The organism is Mesorhizobium sp. P3_A9, from assembly GCF_056402975.1.
On sequence record NZ_JBFUGJ010000683.1, the window covers coordinates 1 to 1,307 of the forward strand.

2 protein-coding genes are annotated in these 1,307 nt (G+C 60.9%); one reads left to right on the plus strand and one right to left on the minus strand.

All coding sequences use genetic code 11. The features are described from left to right. Positions 1-50: 50 nt before the first annotated feature. On the plus strand, positions 51-845 hold the full coding sequence (locus AC1DX0_RS35965) for a helix-turn-helix transcriptional regulator (RefSeq protein WP_477223577.1): 795 nt from the start codon (positions 51-53) through the stop codon (positions 843-845). A 41-nt stretch (positions 846-886) separates the two neighbouring features. Here AC1DX0_RS35965 and AC1DX0_RS35970 read toward each other — a convergent pair. Next, positions 887-1,307 (minus strand): YqhA family protein (locus tag AC1DX0_RS35970; protein ID WP_477359263.1); only part of this gene is annotated, 421 nt, incomplete at its 5' end.

Sequence of the window (1,307 nt, forward strand, 5' to 3'; positions counted from 1 at the left end):
GCGCTTAGGCTCTCGCTATGAAGTGATGTCAATTTGGCATAATCTTGATCATGGATATTAAGAATAACATGATCATGAGTCCGATTTTACCGCGAAAGCATGACCGATTGACTGCATTTCTGCAGGCGTTTGGGCTGCGTGCGGTTGTGACCAATGAGGCGGATGCGAATCTTTTCCTGGTCACGGGAGATGATGGCGACGGCGCCTCGCACATCGTTGTCAGGGTCTTGGGAGGCGTTCCCAGCAACCGGGCATTTTCCGTCCTCGTCGCGGCCCGGATCGATTTTGGCGGCGTTGCCAACCCGCTTGTTGGCGCCTTGCCCGAGGAATTGGTGTTTGCATTGGCGGAGCAGCCGCAGATGCGAGGGCTGGCGGACGCGCTGGCGATGGAGGTCGAAAACAGCCGTTGCGGCGGGCGGACCGTCCAGGAACGCCTCTGCGAAATCATCGTCGTTCTCGCCGTCCGGCGTGCGATAGACATGGGCCGGGTCAGCGCGGGGCTTCTGGCGGGCCTCGCTCACCCGACCCTGCACCCCTGCCTGGTGGCCATCCATGACAGACCGGCTCTCGGCTGGCGCACGGAGATGCTGGCTCAACTGGCCGGCCTGTCTCGAAGCCACTTCATAGAGCAATTCACCAGGACCGTCGGCACGACGCCCGCCGCCTATGTCACGTCATGGCGCCTCACGCTGGGCCGCGCCGAGATTGCCGCTGGGCACAGCGTCAAAGCCACCGCGCGACGTGTCGGCTTTGGTAGCGCTGCTGCCTTCTCGCGCGCCTTTTCACGCACCTACGGCTATCCGCCTGCCGAGATGGTCACAGCGGGTTCGCAGCGATGGCCCTGAGGCGATCCGTAGCTGTGGCTACAGCCCCACAATTTGGAGGCTTACTCCTCGTCCTTCTTGCCTTTGCTCAGGCCCATCAGCCGGTCGATATAGGCCAGCATCAGCGCCGAGACGACGAAGGCGAGGTGGATGATGGTCAGCCACATCAGCTGTTCGGTGGTGTAGGAGGACGAGTTCAAAAACACCTGCAAGAGGTGGATGGACGAGATGGCGACGATGGTCGAGGCGACCTTGACCTTCAGCGAACCGACATCGATCGTGCCTAGCCAATGGACGCCGCCATCCTGGTCGTCGAAGCGGCTGACGAAGTTCTCGTAGCCTGAGATGATGACCATCACGACCAGCGAAGCAACCAGGGCCGCATCGATCAGGCCGAGCATCTTCAGGATGGTGTCGGTGTCGCCGAGCGTGAAGGCCACGGTGACGAACTCGTAGAGCTTATTGCCAAAGGACAGCGCATAG

Excerpts from the sequence above, each read along its gene's own strand:
- AC1DX0_RS35965 (WP_477223577.1), top strand. The coding sequence starts at position 51 with ATGGATATTAAGAATAACATGATCATGAGTCCGATTTTACCGCGAAAG.